19 protein-coding genes are annotated in these 19,634 nt (G+C 63.8%); 12 read left to right on the top strand and 7 right to left on the bottom strand.

Going from position 1 to position 19,634, the window contains the following annotated elements:
* From BMI90_RS10420 to BMI90_RS10475, 12 genes are all read left to right on the top strand, one after another.
* A complete protein-coding gene (locus tag BMI90_RS10420) occupies nt 1–1,215 on the top strand; it encodes a hypothetical protein (protein WP_078529135.1) in 1,215 nt (404 codons plus the stop codon).
* Nucleotides 1,216–1,336: 121 nt separating this feature from the next.
* Complete coding sequence (tolB, locus tag BMI90_RS10425) at nt 1,337–2,638, top strand: Tol-Pal system beta propeller repeat protein TolB (RefSeq protein ID WP_245795049.1); 1,302 nt, start codon at nt 1,337–1,339, stop codon at nt 2,636–2,638.
* Nucleotides 2,639–2,709: 71 nt separating this feature from the next.
* Nucleotides 2,710–3,237 carry a peptidoglycan-associated lipoprotein Pal gene (gene pal, locus BMI90_RS10430; protein WP_078529139.1) on the top strand — a complete coding sequence of 176 codons (528 nt, stop codon included), beginning with the start codon at nt 2,710–2,712 and terminating at the stop codon, nt 3,235–3,237.
* A 9-nt stretch (nt 3,238–3,246) separates the two neighbouring features.
* On the top strand, nt 3,247–4,077 hold the full coding sequence (ybgF, locus tag BMI90_RS10435) for a tol-pal system protein YbgF (RefSeq protein WP_078529589.1): 831 nt from the start codon (nt 3,247–3,249) through the stop codon (nt 4,075–4,077).
* Complete coding sequence (tilS, locus tag BMI90_RS10440) at nt 4,068–5,375, top strand: tRNA lysidine(34) synthetase TilS (protein ID WP_245795039.1); 1,308 nt, start codon at nt 4,068–4,070, stop codon at nt 5,373–5,375. Before ybgF ends, tilS begins: the two co-directional genes overlap by 10 nt.
* An 81-nt stretch (nt 5,376–5,456) precedes the next feature.
* On the top strand, nt 5,457–7,370 hold the full coding sequence (ftsH, locus tag BMI90_RS10445) for an ATP-dependent zinc metalloprotease FtsH (protein ID WP_078529141.1): 1,914 nt from the start codon (nt 5,457–5,459) through the stop codon (nt 7,368–7,370).
* A gap of 17 nt (nt 7,371–7,387) precedes the next feature.
* Entirely contained in the window at nt 7,388–8,197 is an 810-nt protein-coding gene (locus BMI90_RS10450; RefSeq protein ID WP_078529143.1) for a methyltransferase domain-containing protein, read from the top strand.
* Entirely contained in the window at nt 8,197–8,787 is a 591-nt protein-coding gene (locus BMI90_RS10455; RefSeq protein WP_078529145.1) for a sulfurase, read from the top strand. Before BMI90_RS10450 ends, BMI90_RS10455 begins: the two co-directional genes overlap by 1 nt.
* Nucleotides 8,788–8,870: 83 nt before the next feature.
* On the top strand, nt 8,871–10,538 hold the full coding sequence (locus BMI90_RS10460; RefSeq protein ID WP_078529147.1) for a formate--tetrahydrofolate ligase: 1,668 nt from the start codon (nt 8,871–8,873) through the stop codon (nt 10,536–10,538).
* 67 nt (nt 10,539–10,605) lie between these two features.
* On the top strand, nt 10,606–10,911 hold the full coding sequence (locus BMI90_RS10465; RefSeq protein WP_078529149.1) for a chorismate mutase: 306 nt from the start codon (nt 10,606–10,608) through the stop codon (nt 10,909–10,911).
* Nucleotides 10,908–11,810 (top strand): bifunctional methylenetetrahydrofolate dehydrogenase/methenyltetrahydrofolate cyclohydrolase FolD, encoded by a 903-nt coding sequence (gene folD, locus BMI90_RS10470; RefSeq protein WP_078529151.1) that lies wholly within the window; start codon nt 10,908–10,910, stop codon nt 11,808–11,810. The genes BMI90_RS10465 and folD overlap by 4 nt, the downstream gene beginning before the upstream one ends.
* A gap of 113 nt (nt 11,811–11,923) precedes the next feature.
* The gene (locus BMI90_RS10475) at nt 11,924–12,739 is read left to right on the top strand and encodes a LytTR family DNA-binding domain-containing protein (RefSeq protein WP_078529153.1); all 816 of its coding nucleotides are present in this window, start codon (nt 11,924–11,926) and stop codon (nt 12,737–12,739) included.
* Nucleotides 12,740–12,742: 3 nt separating this feature from the next.
* Here the strand turns inward: BMI90_RS10475 and BMI90_RS10480 are convergent, their stop codons facing one another.
* The 7 genes from BMI90_RS10480 to BMI90_RS10510 all read right to left on the bottom strand — a co-directional run bounded on the left by BMI90_RS10480 (nt 12,743) and on the right by BMI90_RS10510 (nt 19,620).
* Nucleotides 12,743–14,053: an ATPase gene (locus BMI90_RS10480; RefSeq protein WP_078529155.1), complete on the bottom strand. Its 1,311-nt coding sequence runs from the start codon at nt 14,051–14,053 to the stop codon at nt 12,743–12,745.
* A 157-nt stretch (nt 14,054–14,210) separates the two neighbouring features.
* Nucleotides 14,211–14,711, bottom strand: coding sequence for a prepilin peptidase (locus BMI90_RS10485; RefSeq protein WP_078529157.1), 501 nt, complete (start codon nt 14,709–14,711; stop codon nt 14,211–14,213).
* A gap of 4 nt (nt 14,712–14,715) precedes the next feature.
* Entirely contained in the window at nt 14,716–15,588 is an 873-nt protein-coding gene (locus tag BMI90_RS10490) for a tetratricopeptide repeat protein (protein WP_078529159.1), read from the bottom strand.
* 26 nt (nt 15,589–15,614) lie between these two features.
* Nucleotides 15,615–16,184 carry a tetratricopeptide repeat protein gene (locus tag BMI90_RS10495; protein ID WP_078529161.1) on the bottom strand — a complete coding sequence of 190 codons (570 nt, stop codon included), beginning with the start codon at nt 16,182–16,184 and terminating at the stop codon, nt 15,615–15,617.
* Between the two features lie 4 nt (nt 16,185–16,188).
* The gene (locus BMI90_RS10500) at nt 16,189–17,193 is read right to left on the bottom strand and encodes a type II secretion system F family protein (RefSeq protein WP_078529163.1); all 1,005 of its coding nucleotides are present in this window, start codon (nt 17,191–17,193) and stop codon (nt 16,189–16,191) included.
* Nucleotides 17,194–17,203: 10 nt separating this feature from the next.
* Nucleotides 17,204–18,163, bottom strand: a complete 960-nt coding sequence (locus tag BMI90_RS10505) for a type II secretion system F family protein (protein WP_078529165.1) — start codon at nt 18,161–18,163, stop codon at nt 17,204–17,206.
* An 11-nt stretch (nt 18,164–18,174) separates the two neighbouring features.
* Nucleotides 18,175–19,620, bottom strand: coding sequence for a CpaF family protein (locus BMI90_RS10510; protein WP_078529167.1), 1,446 nt, complete (start codon nt 19,618–19,620; stop codon nt 18,175–18,177).
* Nucleotides 19,621–19,634 lie beyond the last annotated feature (14 nt).

The raw sequence follows: 19,634 nt of genomic DNA on the forward strand, positions 1-19,634 counted from the left end.
ATGAACCGCGCGGACAAGATCGGTTACGGCGTATCGGGGGCGCTCCACGTGGGGGCGATCCTCTGGATCGTCACGGGCGGTCAATGGTTCTTTCCCAAGAAAAGCGAGCCTGTGGTGATCAGCCAGGTCGCGGTGATGTCGGAGCAGGATTTCAATGCGCTGATGGCCTCGGCGCCTAAGGATGCCCCGCAACCGTCGCCCGAGCCTGTCGCGCCCACGGCCCCGGCAACGCCGCCCGAGACGCCTGCGCCGGAAGCGCCCGCGCCCGAGACACAAGCGACGCCCGAGCCGAAGCCCCAGGAGCTGCCCGATCCTGCGCCCGAGCCCGATGCGCAGCCCGATGTCGCGGCGCTTCAGGCGCCGCCCGCGCCGACCGAGGTGACCGAAGTGCCGCCCGAAATGCTGCCGCCGGTCGAGCAACCTTCCGAGACGGTGACGCCCGAGATCTCGGCCAAGCCCAAACCGAAACCCGCGCCGCGCGTGGCGCCGACGCCTGCGCCCGAGCCGCCGCCGGAAGCGAAGATCTCCGATCAGGCGCAGCCGCAGGAGACGCCTGACGAGACCGCGCCTGCCGACAAGGTCGTGGAGCAGCCCAAGGATGCGGCCGCGCCGCCCGAAGCCACGACCGAGATCGTGACCGAGGCGACCGAGACCGTGGACAAGCAGGAGAGTTCGGCCCCGATGAGTTCGCCGCGCCCCTCCGGCAAGCCCAAGCCGCCTGCGCCCAAACCCACCGAGACGGCCGCAGCCTCCAAGCCCGAAGCTTCCAAGCCTGCGGCGCCCAAACCCGACACGCCCGCGAAGCCGGTCGATACCGCTTCGGTGAACGACGCCTTGGCCGCAGCGCTCGGTGGGGCCGGGACCGGCGGCACGGGCGACGCGCCGGTCGGTCCGCCGATCACCGCGGGTGAGAAGGACGCGCTCATCGTCGACGTTAAGCGCTGCTGGAACGTGGGCGCGCTGAGTTCGGATGCGCTGCGCACGACGGTGACGCTCTCGGTCGATATGCAGCCCGATGGCCACCCGATCATTTCCTCGATCAGGCTCGTGGGCTCGTCGGGCGGATCGGGCGCTGCGGTGGATCAGGCCTTCGAGGCCGGCAAGCGCGCGATCGTGCGTTGCGGCTCGGATGGCTTCCCGCTGCCGCCCGAGAAATACGGCCGCTGGAAGACGATCGAAATCGATTTCAACCCCGAGAAGATGAGGATGAAATGATCACTCATCGGCAAAATTCCGCGCGCTGTCATGGGGTTGTTATGTGCGATCGGGCCTTTACGCGTTACAAACCGGGCAAGGCCCGGAAAGGGAGTTTGAAATGATGCGTTTCGTTCTGAGCATGCTTGTGGCGCTCTTGCTGGGGCCGGTCGCGGCACTCGCGCAGGATCAGGAGCCGCTGCATATCACGATCACCGACGGGGTGATCGAGCCGCTGCCCTTCGCGATCGCGGGTTTCATCCCCGAAACGGGTGACGCCGGTGAGCTGGCGACGCAGATCAGCCAGGTGATCTCGGGAGATCTGACGGGCACGGGCCTGTTCCGCGAAATCCCGAGCTCGGCCTATATCCAGAACATCACCAGTTTCGAGACTCCGGTGAAATACTCCGACTGGCAGGCGATCAATGCGCAGGCGCTGGTCGTGGGCTCGGTCGCGATGCAGGGCGGCAAAGTGGTGGTGAAGTTCCGCCTCTTCGACGTCTTCTCCGGCCAGCAGATGGGCGACGGGCAGCAGCTTGCTGCGTCTCCCGCCAGCTGGCGGCGTCTGGCGCACAAGGTCGCTGACGTGATCTATTCGCGCATCACCGGTGAGGGCCCCTATTTCGACAGCCGCGTCGTGTTCGTCTCGGAGAGCGGCCCGAAGGACGCCCGCCAGAAGCGCCTCGCGGTGATGGATTACGACGGGGCGAACGTGACCTACCTCACCGATGCCTCGACGATCGTGCTTGCGCCGCGCTTCTCGCGCGACGGCACCAAGGTGCTCTATACCACCTTCGAGACCGGCTTCCCGCGCATCAAGATGCTCGACGTTGCGACCGCCTCGGCGCGGCTGCTACCCGAGGTGCCGGGCACGATGACCTTCGCGCCGCGTTTCTCGCCGGACGGGACAAAGATCGTCTATTCGCTGGAGCAGAACGGCAATACCGACCTGTGGATGATGGATGTGGCTTCGGGGCAGACCCAGCGCCTGACCACCTCGCCCTCGATCGAAACCTCCCCGAGCTTCTCGCCGGACGGCTCGCGGATCGTGTTCGAATCCGACCGCTCGGGCACGCAGCAACTCTATATCATGCCGGTGCAGGGCGGTGATGCGACCCGGATCAGCTTTGGCGACGGCCGCTATTCGACGCCCGTCTGGTCGCCGCGCGGGGACATGATCGCCTTCACCAAGCAGAACCAGGGCCGCTTCCATATCGGCGTGATGCGAACGGACGGTTCGGAAGAGCGTCTTCTGACCTCGTCCTTCCTCGACGAAGGCCCGACCTGGTCGCCCAATGGCCGCGTGATCATGTTCACCCGTGAGAGCCCCGGCGCCGAGGGGCAAGCCTCGCTCTATTCGGTCGATATCTCGGGTCGCAACCTCAAGAAAGTTCCCACGCCCGGGCCCGCTTCGGACCCGGCCTGGTCGCCGCTTCTGCCCTGAGGGCGGATTAACAATCGTTACGGAAACTGCTAGGCTCGCCCGCAAAGGGCAGATCAACAAAGGCGAAACCAATGAAATTTGCAGTGAAGGCCGTTCTGGCCATCTCGATCCTCGGCCTCGCGGCCTGTTCGAACCCCGACAAATACGGCTCGGGCGCGACGGGGCCGGGCGGCACGCTCGGTCCGGGCGGTGCGGGCGGCATCACCCAGGGCAGCATCAACGACCCGAACTCGCCGGCCTATTTCGCCCAGACGATCGGCGATATGGTCCATTTCCAGGTTGACCAGTCGACCCTGACGGACACCGCGCGCTCGATCCTGACGCAGCAGGCGAGCTGGCTCGTGAGCCACCCGACCTACACCGCGATCATCGAAGGCCATGCCGACGAGCAGGGCACCCGTGAATACAACCTCGCACTTGGTGCGCGTCGTGCCTCGGCCGTGCAGGAATACCTGATCAGCCAGGGTGTCACCGCCAACCGTCTGCGCACGGTGTCCTACGGCAAGGAGCGTCCGCTCGCGATCTGCTCGACCGAGGAATGCTACTCGAAGAACCGTCGCGCGGTCACCGTGATCTCGCAATCGGCGGTCGGGAGCTAACGGCCGATGCTGCGGGCTTTGCTTCTGAGCGCGGCGGTTTTGTCTGCCGCGCCGGTGCTGGCGCAGGACGCGAACCGCGCCCAGACGCTGGCTGACATCAAGACCGAGCTGGGTCAGCTTCAGTCCGAGATCGACAGCCTCCGCCAGGAGCTGAAGGCCTCGGGCGCGGCTGGCCTGCAAAAGGCCGGCGGTGCCTCGGCGCTTCAACGGATGGATTCGATGGAGCTCTCGCTGAGCCATCTGACCGACCGCGTCGAAGGGCTCGAGAACCGCATCAACCGGGTCGTCGCCGATGGCACGAACCGTGTGGGCGATCTCGAATATCGGGTTTGCGAGATGGAGGACAACTGCGACATCTCCACCCTCGGGGCCACCAAGCCGCTGGGCGGCGGGGCTGCGGGCAGCGCGCCCTCGGTGACCGCGCCCGCGCCAGATGCCTCGACTGGCCCGGATCTCGCGATCAACGAAAAAGCCGATTACGACGCTGGCAAGAAGGCCTATGACGCGGGAGATTACGCTTCGGCGGCCGATCTATTCAATACCTTCAAGCAAACCTATCCTGGTTCGCCCCTGACCGGGGACGCGATGTATTATCGCGGTCTCGCGCTTCAGCAGCAGGGCGATACAGGGGCGGCGGCGCGCTCCTGGCTCGACGGGTTCTCCGCCGATCCGAGTGGCGCGCGAGCGGGCGACAACCTGCTTTCGCTCGGCAAAGCACTGGGACAGCTCGGTCAGACCAACGAGGCCTGCACGACGCTCGGTCAGGTCGGCGTGCGGTTCCCCGGCTCCTCGGCGGCCAGCGAGGCGCAAACCGCGCGGCAATCGCTGGGATGCCCGTAAACGACGATTTCACGACCCGCGCGGCCGCCCGGATGGAGGCGGTCGGGCGGGGCGAGATCTCTCCCGAAGACGCCTGGCTCCACCACTGGGCCGACAGTGCTTTTCACACCTTTCCCGAAAACATCCGCACCCGGATCGGCGTCGCCGTCTCGGGAGGTTCGGATTCGATGGCGACGCTGACGCTTCTGGCGCAGTTTCACGAGGTCGAGGCGGTGACCGTCGATCACGGCCTGCGTCCGGAGGCCGCGGACGAGGCGGCTTTCGTGGCCCGCTTCTGCGCGGGACGAGGCATTCCTCATCGGATCCTGCATTGGGATGGGCACGCCGCCGAAGGCAACTTGATGGATGCTGCGCGCCGGGCGCGGCTGTCGCTGATCGGGGCTTGGGCACGCGAGCGCGGGATCGGCATCGTGGCGCTTGGCCATACCCGCGACGATCAGGCCGAGACGTTCCTGATGCGGCTTTCACGCGAGGCGGGGCTGGAAGGGCTTTCGGGCATGCGGCGGAGGTTCACCGCCGAGGGCGTGCTTTGGGCGCGGCCGTTCCTGACGCAGAGCCGCGCCGAGCTGCGCAGCTACCTGAGCCGCCACGACATCGTCTGGATCGAGGACCCGAGCAACGAGAACGAGCGCTTTGACCGAGTGAAGGCGCGCAAGGCCCTCGCCGCGCTGCGCCCGCTCGGGATCACGGCGGAAAAGATCGCGGCGTCGATGCATCACCTGGAGATGGCCGAAAGCGCGCTCGGCTTCGCGCTGGGACGGCTGGTGGGCGCACATGTTCGTGAGGTCGCGGGGGATCTGTTGATTGACGCGCAAGCCTTTCTCCGTGAAATCGACCCCGAGATGCAGCGCCGGTTGATCGTCGCGGCGCTGCGCTGGGTGTCGGGCGCCGATTACGCGCCGCGCGCGACGAAGGTCGAAACCTTCCTGACCAACTGGCGGGAGAAGCGCGATCGCACGCTGCATGGCTGCCGCATCACCGTGAACGAAAGCGAAATCCGCATCACCCGCGAGGCGCGTGCCGTCCGCGATTTGCGCGTTCCTGTCGGGGAAAACTGGGATCGCTGGGACGTCGTCGGCCCTGAAGGCGAGGGACTTGAGATCGCGGTGCTGGGCGCGGAGGGTTTGCGTCAATGCCCCGACTGGCGCGAGACCGGTCTGCCGCGCGCATCACTGTTGGCAAGCCCTGCGATCTGGGCAGGCGAACGCCTTGTCGCCGCGCCGCTTGCGGGGCTCGCGGAAGGGTGGACCGCGCGGATTTCCCGCGGCGCATTCGCCGCTTGGCTATTTGGACGTTGAACCCGGGCGCGTAATGCCTATTTTCACAGGACAGAGGCGGCGACCGGTGGTCAGTTGCCCGGTACGATTGGAGGATATCCTTTGGGCAATGCGCGCAATCTGGCCTTCTGGGCGGTGCTGTTCCTGCTGATTTTGGCCCTGTTCAACCTTTTCGGTGACGGGCAATCTTCGATGAACTCGACCCAGGCGACCTACTCGGAATTCATGGACGCCGTGGACAAGGGCGAGGTGAAGACCGTCCAGCTCGACGGTGAAGAGGTGCGCTACCAGCTCGCCGACGGCACGACCTTCACCACGATCAAGCCGATCGAAGATCCGATCGCCGAAAAGCTGATCGGCAAGGGCGTTTCGGTGCGCGTCGTCAAACAACAGCAATCGGGCTTCATGTCCCTGCTGGGTGTCTGGCTTCCCTTCCTCGTGCTGATCGGGATCTGGATCTTCTTCATGAACCGGATGCAGGGCGGCGGCAAAGGCGGCGCGATGGGCTTCGGCAAGTCCAAGGCGAAGCTGCTGACCGAAAAGCATGGCCGCGTGACCTTCGACGACGTGGCCGGCATCGACGAAGCCAAGGAAGAGCTTGAAGAGATCGTCGAATTCCTGCGCAACCCGCAAAAATTCTCGCGTCTTGGCGGCAAGATCCCGAAAGGCGCGCTGCTCGTGGGCCCTCCGGGCACCGGTAAGACGCTTCTCGCGCGCGCCATCGCTGGTGAGGCGGGTGTTCCCTTCTTCACCATCTCGGGCTCCGACTTCGTCGAGATGTTCGTGGGCGTCGGCGCAAGCCGCGTGCGCGACATGTTCGAGCAGGCCAAGAAGAACGCGCCCTGCATCGTCTTCATCGACGAGATCGACGCGGTCGGCCGCGCACGCGGCGTCGGCATCGGTGGCGGCAATGACGAACGCGAACAGACCCTCAACCAGCTCCTCGTCGAGATGGACGGCTTCGAGGCGAATGAAGGCATCATCATCATCGCGGCGACCAACCGCAAAGATGTGCTTGACCCCGCGCTGCTGCGTCCGGGCCGTTTCGACCGTCAGATCCACGTGCCGAACCCCGATATCAAAGGCCGCGAGAAGATCCTCACCGTCCATGCTCGCAAGGTTCCCGTTGGGCCCGATGTCGATCTGCGCACCATCGCGCGCGGCACGCCGGGCTTCTCGGGGGCGGACCTGATGAACCTCGTCAACGAGGCGGCGCTGATGGCTGCCCGTGTGGGCCGTCGCTTCGTCTCGATGGAAGATTTCGAGAATGCCAAGGACAAGGTGATGCTGGGTGTCGAGCGCCGTTCGATGGTGCTCACGCCCGAGCAGAAGGAAATGACCGCCTATCACGAGGCCGGTCACGCCATCGTCGGCCTGTCGCTGCCCAAATGCGATCCGGTCTACAAGGCGACGATCATCCCGCGCGGTCAGGCGCTTGGTATGGTCGTGTCGCTGCCGGAGATGGACAAGCTCAATTACCACAAGGACGAGGCCAAGCAGAAGATCGCCATGACCATGGCGGGCAAGGCGGCCGAGATCCTGAAATGGGGCGAAGAGCATGTTTCGAACGGCCCGGCGGGCGACATTCAGCAGGCGTCTGCCATTGCACGTGCGATGGTGATGCGCTGGGGTATGTCCGACAAGGTCGGCAATATCGACTATGCCGAGGCGCATGAGGGCTATCAGGGCAACACCGCCGGCTTCTCGGTCTCGACCAAGACGAAAGAGCTGATCGAGGAAGAGGTGCGCGCGCTGATCGAAGAGGGCTACCAGGAAGCCCGCCGCATCCTCCACGAACGTCACGACGACTGGGAGCGTCTGGCTCAGGGCCTGCTCGAATACGAGACCCTGACCGGCGACGAAATCAAGAAGGTGCTCGCGGGGGATCCGCTTGGCGGGGATAGCGATGATGGGTCTTCGGGCAGCCTGCCCTCGGTGACCGCGCTTCCCAAGACCGCGAAGAAAAAGGACAAGGGCGATGGCGGGGCGGAAACCTCGCCCGAGCCCTCGGCCTGACGGGGAGGAAGGGACCGATGGGCGAGGGCACGATCGCCGGAACGGGCGCGCGGGACTGGGATCCCGATGCCTATAGCCGGTTTCGCGATTTGCGGCTGCGTCCGGCGCTCGATCTGATCGCGCGTATCCCGACCTTGCCTGAACGCGGCAAGATCATCGACCTCGGCTGCGGCAATGGCGCAGTGGCCGAGGCGCTCAGCCACCACTATCCCAAGCGCAAGCTGGTCGGTGTCGACAACTCCGAGCCGATGCTGCAACGGGCCGCCGCGACCGGCGCCTATCACCGCTGCGATCTGGCCGATATCGCGCAGTGGACTCCGAACAAACCGCCCGCGATGATCTTCTCGAACGCTGCGCTGCATTGGCTGCCCGATCACGCCGAGCTTTTCCCGCGCCTTGCCGGGTCGATGCGTGAGGGCGGTGTGCTTGCGGTCCAGATGCCCGCGCAGCAAAGCGCTCCGTCGCATCGTATCCTGCGCGATCTGGCGCAGGAAATGTTCCCCGACCGCTTCGATTTCACCGGATGGGTGCCGCCTGTGGCCTCACCGGTGGAGTACGCGAAAATGCTCTCGTCCTTCGGCGCGTTCGACATCTGGAGCACGGAATATCTGCAGCAGCTTGCGCCCACCCCCGGCGCCCATCCGGTGCGCCGCTTCACCGAGTCGACGGCGATGCGTCCTTTCCTGACGCAACTGGGTGACACCGAGGCGCAAGTGCTTATCGAACGCTATGAAAGCGCGCTCGAGAAAGTCTATCCTTCGAGGGCCGATGGGAGCGTTCTTTTCCCGTTCCGGCGCTTGTTCATCGTGTTGACACTGGGGGGCTGATGGCCGCGCTCAAACCGACGCAATACCAAGGTGAAGTCGTCTGGCTTGGCCGCGTCACGACCGAAGGGGAATTGGTGTCCACCCCCGTCGAAGCATTGGAATTCACGTTCGATGGCCCTGTGGGCGAACTGCATGCGGGACGGACCCGGGCGTCGTGCTCGCGTGTGACGGATCAGCATGAGCGCGACACCGAGATCGCCAATGTCCGGCAGATGACGATCCTCTCGGCGGAGGAACTGGCCGAAACCGCCTTCGCCATGGGTATCCCCGAGCTTGACCCCACATGGGTCGGAGCTTCGATCGTTCTGCGCGGCCTGCCGGACCTGACCCACCTCCCGCCCTCGTCGCGGCTTCAGAACGAGACCGGCCTGACGCTGGTGATCGACATGGAGAACCGCGCCTGCGTTCTGCCGGGGAAGGTGATCGAGGAAATCTACCCCGAGAAAGGCAAGCGCTACAAACCCGCGGCCCAGGGCCGTCGGGGCGTCACCGCTTGGGTCGAGCGTCCGGGCCGGCTCGTGATTGGTGACACGCTGCGCCTGCACATTCCCGATCAACGCCCTTGGGAGTTGATGGACGAGGTCCGCTGAGACGATTTAGACCAGCGGTCTGTCGCTTCCTTCCCTTTTCCTTCCCAATCAGATGGTTATCCTTGCCCTGGAGGAGGACGATCATGACCACCGATATCGAAATCGCGCGCGCAGCGTCGCTGCGCCCGATGCCCGAAATTGCCGCGAAACTCGACATCCCCGAAGAGGCGCTGATTCCCTACGGCCGGGATAAAGCGAAACTCGACGCGGGCTTCATCGCAGAGTTGGAGGGGCGCGAGAGCGGCAAGTTGATCCTCGTCACCGCGATCTCGCCGACGCCCGCAGGCGAGGGCAAGACGACGACGACGGTGGGTTTGGGGGACGGGCTCGCCCGGATCGGCAAGCGCTCCGCCATCTGCATCCGCGAGGCATCGCTCGGCCCGAATTTCGGGATGAAGGGCGGGGCGGCTGGCGGTGGTTACGCGCAGGTCGTGCCGATGGAGTCGATGAACCTCCATTTTACGGGGGATTTCCACGCGATCGGGGCGGCGCATAACCTACTCGCGGCGATGATCGACAATCATATCTACTGGGGGAACACCCTCGAGATCGACGAGCGCCGGGTAAGTTGGAAACGCGTCGTGGATATGAACGACCGAGCGCTCCGCGATATCGTCGTTTCGCTTGGCGGCGTGTCGAACGGCTTCCCGCGCCAGACCGGCTTCGACATCACCGTGGCCTCCGAGGTCATGGCCTGCCTGTGCCTGAGCCGTGATCTGGACGAGTTGCAGGAGCGTCTGGGACGGATCGTAGTCGCCTATCGCCGCGACCACTCGCCCATCACCTGCGCGGATATCGGGGCTGATGGCGCGATGGTGGTGTTGTTGAAAGACGCGATGCAGCCGAACCTCGTACAGTCTCTGGAGGGCACGCCGGCCTTCGTGCATGGCGGGCCGTTCGCAAATATCGCGCATGGCTGCAATTCGGTAATCGCGACGCAATCGGCCCTGAAGCTGGCCGATTACGTGGTGACCGAAGCGGGATTCGGCGCTGATCTGGGGGCCGAGAAGTTCTTCAACATCAAGTGCCGCAAGGCGGGGCTGACGCCGAGTGCTGCGGTGGTCGTGGCTACGGTGCGTGCGCTAAAGATGAATGGCGGGGTGGCGAAGGCCGATCTTGGCGCCGAGAATGTCGCGGCGGTCGAGAAGGGCTGTGCCAACCTCGCGCGCCATATCGCCAACACCAAGGGGTTCGGCGTGCCCGTCGTCGTGGCGATCAACCATTTCACCGCCGATACCGAGGCCGAGATCGCGGCAGTCCGGGCCGCGGCCGAGGCGCAGGGTGTCGAGGCGGTGCTGTGCACCCATTGGGCGGATGGCGGGGCAGGGGCCGAGGCGCTCGCAGAAAAGATCGTTGAGCTGACGGAAAGCCCCTCGCATTTCGCGCCGCTCTATCCTGACGACATGGGCCTCTTCGACAAGATCGAGGTCATCGCGAAGCGGATCTATCACGCGGGCGAAGTGGTCGCGGACAAGAAGATCCTCGACCAGCTGCGCGACTGGGAGGCCGCAGGCTATCGAGAGCTGCCGATCTGCATGGCCAAGACCCAATATTCCTTCAGCTCCGATCCGACACTGATCGGGGCGCCTGAGGGCCACATCTTGCCGATCCGCGAGGTGCGGCTTTCGGCGGGCGCCGGGTTTGTGGTGGTGATCTGCGGTGAGATCATGACCATGCCCGGCTTGCCACGCCATCCGGCGGCGGAAAAGATCGGGCTTGATGCGGATGGTCGCATCACAGGGCTGTTCTGAGCGGGTGGCCTTGAGCTTGAGCGCGCAAGCTGCGATAGGGGGCGCAAGTTTCTCAGGAGCCTTGCCGATGAAAGCCCCATCCGAGCTGCACACGATGGAGGAGCTGCGCGTCGAGATAGACGCGCTCGACCGCGAACTGGTCGAGATGCTCGCGGCGCGCGCGCGACTGATCGACCGCGCGGCAGAGCTCAAGCAGGGCAATGGCTGGCCCGCGCGCATTCCCGACCGGGTCGAGGACGTCGTCGCGAAAGTGGTCGCCAAGGCGGAGGTCGCCGGTCTCGACACCGGGCTCGCCGAGCGTCTGTGGCGTGAGATGATCGAGCATTTCATCGCGCAGGAAGAGAAAGTTCTGGGCAAGGGAGATCAGGCATGAGCGCCAAGATCATCGACGGGAAAGCCTTCGCAGCCGAGGTGCGCGAGAAGGTGGCGGGCCATGTCAGCCGCCTGAAGGAAGTTCATGGCATCACCCCGGGCCTCGCCGTGGTGCTGGTGGGCGACGATCCGGCCTCCGAAGTCTATGTCCGCAACAAGGGCAAACAGACGCTGGAAGCGGGGATGAACTCCTACGAGCACAAGCTGCCCGAGGATACGCCCGAGGCCGATCTCCTGGCGCTGGTAAAGCAACTCAACGCCGATCCGGCGGTGCACGGCATTCTCGTGCAGCTGCCGCTGCCCCAACATATCGACGAGGAAAAGGTGATCAACGCGATCACCCCTGACAAGGACGTGGATGGGTTCCATATCCTCAATGTCGGCCTTCTCGGCACCGGGCAGAAGGCGATGGTGCCCTGTACGCCGCTCGGCTGCCTGATGATGCTGCGCGACCATCACGGTTCGCTCTCGGGGCTGAACGCGGTGGTCGTGGGCCGCTCGAATATCGTCGGCAAGCCCATGGCGCAACTTCTGCTGCGCGACAGCTGCACGGTCACCATCGCGCATAGCCGCACCAAGGATCTCGCCGATGTCTGCCGCCGCGCAGACATCCTCGTCGCCGCGGTGGGCCGTCCGCAGATGATCCCCGGCGACTGGGTCAAGCCCGGTGCGACCGTGATCGACGTCGGCATCAACCGCATCCCCGCCCCCGAGAAGGGCGAGGGCAAGACGCGACTCGTCGGCGATGTGGAGTTTGACAGCGCGGCGCAGGTCGCGGGCGCGATCACCCCGGTGCCCGGAGGGGTCGGTCCGATGACGATCGCATGCCTTCTGGCAAACACTGTGACCGCCTGCTGCCGTGCGAATAACCTTCCAGAGCCCGAAGGTCTGACCGCCTGATTTAAAATTAGGTAAGGTTTCCCTTACGTTAGGAGAAATCCGCGACCCTTTTCGTTGCGTCGAAGCGGTGCCTTGCGCTACCTCTTTCGTAACGGGATTTCAGGGAAGTCGGCATGTCCGAATTCTGGCGGATTTACTTGCGGGCATTGAAGATCCCGGCATTGCCGGTGATCTGGCTCGTTGCGTCCGCCTTCGGCGTCATCGCTGGACCCTTCGGCTCGCTTGAGGGGATGAGCTTCGGCGGACGTCTTCTCTACTGGCCGCTCGTGGTAGGGATGGCGATCCTGATCGGTACCGCAATTCGCATTTTCGTGCGGCGCAGGTTCAGGTTGCGGGTTTTCTGGCTAGAGGCTCTGGTGGTCGCATCGCTTGCGGCACTCGTGCTTGCCGGACCGATTTTCCAGATCACCGCTTGGCTCGCGAATGACCCCGAGTTGCCGGACCTCGGGGTGCTCCACATGTTGGGCTATATCTTCGGATTGTCGATGGCGAATTCGGTCCTGCGGCGGCGGATGGCGCCGTTGCACGGGCGGTCGCGTCGCAAAGCGGTTGAACGCGTCATCCCCGCTCGGCCGCCCGAGCCCGACCCCGCTCCGCGCCTCCTTGATCGGGTCGAGCCGGCGCTTCGTGCGCCGCTGATCCGGCTCTCGGTCTGCGATCACTACGTGGATGTGGTGACCGAGGCCGGACAGGCGAGCCTTCTGATGCGCCTCGCCGATGCGATCGCCGAGACGGAGGGAACCCCCGGTCTGCAGGTGCATCGCTCGCATTGGGTGGCGCAGACGGGCGTGCGCGCGATCCGTCGCGCGCGGGGCAAGACGTTCCTGGTGATGGCCGACGGAGAAGAGGTGCCCGTTTCGCGCACCTATCAGGCACAGGTCGAGGCGGAGAATTTCCCCGCCTCCGACGAAAGCATCGCGGCCCAGTAAGGCTTAGTGGACGATCGCCTCGTCCTTCACGAACATGTTCATCCATGCGCGGTCCACCAGTTCGGGAGTCATCTGGTAGGGAATTCCCTCGAACTCGCAGATCGAGATCATCTGGTCGATCAGGAAGATCGGCTGATAGTTCGCATAGATATTGTCGATCGTCGGGTATTTCACCTTGAGCAGATGCAGCAGCGCCTTTTCGTCGAGCGGCATCTGGCGCTTCTTCGCGACCATCTGGAAGATCTTGAGAAAGCCCGCCTGATCGGGACCGTCGATCTTGATCTTGAAGAAGATACGACGCAGCGCCGCCTTATCGAAGATTTCGTTCGGGTGGAAGTTGGTCGAGAAGATCACCAGCGTGTCGAAGGGGACCTCGAATTTTTCCCCCGATTGCAGCGAGAGAATGTCGCGGTTTTCCTCGAGCGGAACGATCCAGCGGTTCACCAGTTTCTGCGGCGGTTCTGCCTGACGGCCAAGGTCGTCCACGATGAACACGCCGCCCGAGCTTTTCAGCTGGAGAGGGGCGGTATAGGTGCGCGCGGTCTTGTTGTATTTCAGGTCGAGCATGTCGAGCGACAATTCACCACCGGTGATCACGGTCGGGCGCTCGCAATAGACATAGCGGGTGTCGAACTGCACGCCGCGCTTGCGCAGTGCGGTCGGATCTTCCTCGGGCAGCGGCGCGGGGGTGTGAACGATCGGGTCGAAGACGGTGATGACCTGACCGGCATATTCGATCGCGCGGGGGATATAGATGTTGTCGCCGATCGCGTCGCGGATGCCGTTCGAGATCGAGGATTTCCCGTTGCCGGGCGGGCCGTACATCAGGATCGAGCGCCCCGAGGAGACCGCCGGACCAAGCTGGTCGATCAGCGTGGGCGGCAGGATGAGGTGCCCCATCGCGCCCAGAAGCTGCTGGCGGGTCAGCTGGATGTTGCGGATCGACTGCCGCTTCACCTGCTCGCGATAGACGGTCAGCGGCACCGGCATCGCGCCGTAATATTCCGACTGGCTGAGCGCATCGAGCGCGCGCGCCTTTCCGGTATCCGAGAGTTGGAAGCCCATCTCGCCGCCCGAGTTCGCATGAAGCGTGCCCATTGCTTCGACAAGACCCTGCTTGCGGCAGATGTCGATCAGTTCCTGCGTCAGCGTGATCGGAATACAGATCAGTTTCGACAGCGCCGAGGCCGTGTCCGTATTGGTCCGGAACATCGTCTTGAGCAGGATATCCCGCATCATGACGAGGTTGATCCCCGTATCGTCCAGCGACCGGGGAAGCGGCGGAGCGATGACGTTCGCGGCCATCATATTCATCGGGCGGTTTCCTCTTGGCTGCTCGTCCCGGACTGGAAAAAACCGGGGCCTGAAGACGTGGTCCCCACCAATATGGCCCCGGATTGTGGCCAAAAATGGGAAAAACAGCGCAATCGGCGCGAAGCGCGCACCGACCTGAGAACAATTGTTGCGGAAGTCAGGACAGAGCGACGATCAGCAGATAGGCCCAGAGCGTGCCGACCAGCGCGAGGCCCATCGGGAAATCCTTGCGCTTCCAGCTGACCCAGTCAGGCGTCGCGTTCACCACCGCCGGAATCGCCCGCATGATGCGATGTGCGGTGAAGGCCGAGAGCAGGAAGGCGCACAAGAGCAGCATCGTCAGTTCGATATGGAAGGCGTCATGGGCGAAATAGGGGGCGGCTGCGGCCGCGAATTTCGCGTCTCCCGCGCCGAAATGTGCGATCTGGTTCAGGATGAAACCCACGAGAAAGACGACGACCGCATGGCTCCACCGCCAGGCGTAGACATCGAGCGGCAGCAGCAGCGGACCCGCCAGCGCGAAGATGACCAGAAGCGCCATCACCGCCTTGTTGCGGATCTTCATGAATTTCAGATCGGTAAAGACCACCCAGGCACAGACCGGGGTGATCAGCACCAAGAAAACCAGTGCCGCAAGCTGCGGGGAAAGACCGAGCATTGCGTCAGCCTTTCACCGTCGCCCCGGGCCCGGCATCAAGCGCCTTGAGGGCGCGGTCCGCCTCGGCGAAATATTGCGGGTTGGTGTCGATTGCATCCTGAAGCAGCGACTTGCCCATGGTGACGTCGCCACGCTTGATCGCCGCGAGCGCCGCCGTGTAGAGCAGCTGCGCGCGTTCCGCCTGGGTCATCTCGATCACCGGCAGCTCGTATTTGCCCTGGCTTGCGCGGGCGAGCACGAGGTTGTTCTTCGTGGTGAAGCGATGCGGATCGTAGGTCAGCGCTTCCTTGAAGAGCTTTTCTGCCCCGGCGGCATCGCCGCGCGTCAGCTTCGAGAAGCCCCAATTGTTGTAGATGCCCGAAGGTTTGGTGGTCAGACCGGAGGCGGTCTCATAGAAGCTGTCGGCCTTGTTCCATTGTTTCTCGCTGTCGGCGACCATAGCCTCGAGGCGGTAGCGGTCGTAGGTTTCGTGCGTTGGCGGGATCGAACTGAGTGTCTTCTTCGCCCCGGCCCAGTCATTGGCGCGGATCTGGGCATCGGCCATCGAGACCCGATCATCATTCGTCGCGCCCGGCAGGGCGAGTACCTGTTCCCATGCCTTCACTGCCTGTACCGGCTTGTCGGCGCGCACCAGAGACTTCGCAAGGCCGCGGCGGATGTCGATCCGATCGGGGTTCTCGGCGGCGGTGCGCTGGAAATAGGCGACGGCTTCGTCAGGATCGCCCACGGTCAGCATGATGTCGGAAAGGTTCGACTCGTCGACCGCGTTCACGCTTTTCATCGCGCGGGCGACCTCGGCATCGCTGCTGTTGCCCATGCAGCCGGAGAGAGTCATCGCACAGCCCGCGAGGGCTGCCAGAAAGATCGGGTGGCGCATATTGCTGCGTCCTTTTTGCTCGAGCCTCAGTGCTGCGTCAGAAGCAGGTATTCACCGGCACCCTTCCTGACGAGCTTGAACTGACTGTCCTGCGGAGCAGAGTAACCCGGTTTTTCCAATTTTGCGAGCGCCAGTCGCAGGTTTTGCCGGATCGAGTCCGATTGGCCACTGTCAAGCGCGAAGGCGGTCTGGAAGACGCGCGAGGCCTCGGCATATTTACCGCGCTCCATCAGCACCACGCCGAGATTGTTCCACGCGGGAACGAAGGTTTCGTCCTGTTCGATCGCGCGGCGCAGCATCTGTTCGGCCTGGTTGAGACGGCCCAGTTTCAGATCGGCCGAACCGATCCCCGACAGCACTTCCGCCGTCGCGCCATGTTCGGCCGCGGCCCGGTAATAGGCTTCGAGGGCAAGCTCGTACTCGCCCGCTTCCATCAGACGATGGCCGACGAGAAGCCCGTCGACAGCCTTTGCATCCGGCTTGGCGCCGGGTGCGAATAGACCGCCTTTCTCAGCCGAAAGGCCGCCTGTGGAACAAGCGGCCTGGCTCAGCAGGAGCAGAGCGGCCCAGAGATGGCCGCGTCGCGGTCGGATCATCGGGTTACATGCCCATATTCTTGAAGTTCTCAAGCATATCATGGATCGAGGGGCCGACAAGGATGATCAGGAGAGGCGGCACCGTGAACATCATCGTGCCGAGCGTCATCTTGGTCGGGATCTTGTTGGCGGCCTCTTCGGCGCGCATGATCCGCTTGTCGCGCATGTCGGCGGCATAGAGGCGCAGCGCCTCGGCGATCGAGGTGCCGAATTGCTGCGACTGGATCATCACGGTCACGAAGCTCGCGACATCGGCCACCCCCGAACGCTCGCCGAAGCGACGCAGCACGTCGGATTTGTTCAGGCCGGCCTTGATCTCATGGGCGACCATCGCGAATTCCTCGGCCAGCGAGGGGTAGGAATTGTGCAGTTCCTTGGAGACTCGGATGATCCCCTGGTCGAGCGACTGACCGGCTTCCACGCAGACGAGCAGCATGTCGAGCGCGTCGGGAAAGCCGTTCTGGATCTCGGCGGTGCGCGCCTTGACGCGCTTGTTGACCCAGTATTTCGGAGCGTAGTAACCGATCGCGCCGGGCAGCAGCACGGCCATGATCGTCCCGATCGTGCCCATTTGCTGACCCTCGGGGGCGGTCGTGTTGGTGATCACCACATAGAGCGAACCCAGCGTGAGCAGCCCCAGCCCCATCGCGAACTGGATCGCGTGGAAGGTTCGCACGGCGTTGGTTCCGCGATAGCCGGCGCTCTGGAGCCATTTCTTCGATTCCGACATCTCGTCGGCATTCTTGGGCTCGAGGAAGGCGGCATATTTCTCGAGCTTGTCCGAACTGCCATCGCGCAGTTTCTGGCGGTTCCCTTCGTTCTTCGCCTGACTTTGCTGGTGGTGACGCGGCGCGCCCCCGCGCAGACGCTCAAGCGGGTCGGCGCGCTTTTTCAGCAGCGCCGGAAGCGCGGCCAGCACGAACAGAAAGCCCAGACCGGCGAGCGCGATCATCGGACCCATCGGCCCAAGCGTATCGATCAGCAGGGTGTTGATGGCGGAGAGATCCATGAAAGACTCCTCAAACCTTGATGGTTGTCATGACCTTCATGAAGATCATGTTCGCGCCGAGCAGGGCGAAGACGACGATGGCGGCGGGAATGAAAGCCGTCGTTTCTTTCACGTCGTCGTAATAATGCGGCGAGATGACCTGGATGATCACGAGCACCGCAATCGGGAAGGCCGACAGGAAGATGCCCGACCAGCGCGGTTCTGCAGTGATGGCGCTCACCCGGCGGAACAGGCGGAAGCGCGACCGGATCACCTTCGAGAGGCCATCGAGCACCTCTGCGAGGTTGCCGCCCGAGGTCTGCTGGATCGAGACCGACACCGCGAGGAAGCGCATGTCCTGCATATCGAGGCGCTCGGCCATTTCCGAGATCGCCTCGGAGACGTTACGGCCATAGGCGGCCTCGTCGGCGATGATGCCGAATTCGGAGCCCAGCGGATCGGGGATCTCGCGCGCAACAGCCTGGATCGCGGACGCCAGCGGGTGACCGACGCGCAAGCTGCGCACCATCAGTTCCACCGCATCGGGCAGTTGCTCTTCCATCAGCGCCATGCGCTTCTTGGCCTTGTTGTTCACCCAGAAATAGACACCGCCGACACCCATTCCGAGCGCGAGCGCGATGCGGATATAGATGCCTGCCTCCGAGGTCAGGCTGAGCGCCACGAAGGCGACGAAGCTGGCAAACGCCATGATCGCGATCAGCGCGATGGGCGAGAAGGCGATATTGGCTTTCTGAGCCTTGGTCGCGAGCAGCGAATAAAGAGGGATGGTCCGGGCCTCGGTGTGCTGCGTCGCTTCCTTGCGGAGGCGTTCGAGCACTTCCTCGCGTCGCTCGCCCTTGTTGAGCATTTCGAGGCGGCGGTTCACGCGCTTGTTGAGCGAGATCGACTTGCCGAAGAAGAGCAAGTACATGCCCTCGACCAGCAGCAGGACTGCGATGAAGATCAGCAGGTAGATGACGGGCGTCGCCATTTGGTGTCTCCTTAGTCCTGCACGGGTTCGTAGATCGAGGCCGGCAGGTCATAGCCCCACTGGCGGAAGCGATCGGAATAATGCGAGCGCACGCCGGTCGCGGTGAAGCGACCGATGATCTTTCCGTCAGGGGCAAGGCCCAGACGCTCGTAGCGGAACACTTCCTGCATCGAGATCACGTCGCCTTCCATGCCGGTGATCTCGGTGATCGAGACCATGCGGCGCGAGCCGTCCTGCAGACGCGAGGCCTGCACGATCAGGTTCACAGCCGAGGCGATCTGCGAGCGCATCGCCTTCATCGGCATTTCGATCCCGGCCATCGAGATCATGTTCTCCAGACGTGCGATACCGTCGCGCGCGGAGTTCGCGTGAATGGTGGTCATCGAGCCGTCGTGGCCGGTGTTCATGGCCTGAAGCATGTCGATGACTTCCTCGCCGCGCGTTTCGCCGACGATGATACGGTCGGGACGCATCCGCAGCGCGTTGCGAAGACAGTCGCGCTGAGTGACCGCTCCCTTGCCTTCGACGTTCGGCGGGCGGCTTTCCATCCGGCCCACATGGGTCTGCTGAAGCTGAAGTTCCGCTGTGTCCTCGATCGTCAGGATGCGTTCGGAGTTGTCGATGAAGCTCGACAGCGCGTTGAGCGTCGTCGTCTTACCCGAGCCCGTCCCGCCCGAGACGATCACGTTGAGGCGGGTGGCGACGGCGGCCTGAAGATAGGCGGCCATTTCCTCGGTGAAGGCCCCGAACTGCACGAGATCGTCGATCCCGAGCTTGTCCTTCTTGAATTTACGAATCGAGACGAGCGAGCCATCGACCGCGATTGGCGGCACCATCGCGTTGAAACGAGAGCCATCGGCCAGACGGGCGTCGACATAGGGGTTCGATTCGTCGACGCGACGACCCACGGCCGACACGATCTTGTCGATGATGCGCAGCAGGTGGCGCTCATCCTTGAAGGTGATGTCGCTCAGTTGCAGTTTGCCGGCGCGTTCCACGAAGATCTGGTTGGGGCCGTTCACGAGAATATCGTTCACGGTCTCGTCCTTCAGAAGCGGCTCGAGAGGCCCGAGCCCCATCACTTCGTCATAGAGTTCCTGATGCAGCGCCTGCCGGTCCTGGCTGTTGAGCGCAACCGCCATCTCCGACATCGCCTCGGCGGTGATATCGGCGATCTCGGTCTTCAGCTCTTTCTCGGACGCATGTTCGAGCGCGGCGAGGTTGAGATTCTCAAGGAGGCGCTTGTGCAGCTCGACCTTGAGTTCCTGCATCCGCTCCTTGCGCTTACGCTCCTTGTCGGCGGCGGCAGCGTCAGCCGGAGCCTTTTGCGGCAAGGGCTTCCGATGCACTGCCGTCTTCGGCGCGGCGTCGATCGGCGGCGGGGCTGCGGGCGCGGCGGCTGTGCTGACCGCGCCGTTTCCGGGTTTGGCGGGCTGTTTCTTGTAGCGCGAAAACATCAGTCCGGGGTCCT

The sequence above is a fragment of the Thioclava sp. L04-15 genome (assembly GCF_002020275.1).
Classification (GTDB): Bacteria; Pseudomonadota; Alphaproteobacteria; order Rhodobacterales; family Rhodobacteraceae; genus Thioclava; species Thioclava marina.